The organism is Massilia sp. CMS3.1 (assembly GCF_051262535.1).
In the GTDB taxonomy this organism is placed as follows: domain Bacteria; phylum Pseudomonadota; class Gammaproteobacteria; order Burkholderiales; family Burkholderiaceae_D; genus Telluria.
In genome coordinates this window covers 1-290 of the sequence record NZ_JBIMES010000104.1, presented here as the reverse complement: position 1 = coordinate 290, position 290 = coordinate 1, and the positions used below count along the sequence as shown (strand labels likewise).

The 290-nt window shown below is 60.0% G+C and carries 1 protein-coding gene; it reads left to right on the top strand.

Annotated features, from left to right (window positions below; all coding sequences use genetic code 11):
- A partial coding sequence (locus tag ACHAC9_RS24610) for a transposase (protein WP_435764452.1) occupies positions 1-290 on the top strand: 290 nt, incomplete at both ends.

The following is a 290-nucleotide window of genomic DNA, read 5'->3' as shown; positions in this document are numbered from 1 at the left end:
AGCCAGCCAAACGCCGCCAGAAGGACACGGACGCGCGCTGTACCAAGAAGCATAGCAAGTCCTATTTCGGCTACAAGGTCTCGGCCAACGCCGACAAGCGCTACAAGCTCGTGCGCAAGATCAAGGTGAGCACGGCCAGCGAACACGACACCACGCATTTCGAGGACGTGCTCGATCCCGCCAACACGAAGCGCAACATCCTGGCCGACAAGGGCTACGTCGATGGCGAGCGCGAAGCACGACTGAGCAAAAAAGGCTGGCGCATGCACATCCAGCGCAAAGGCAGCAAG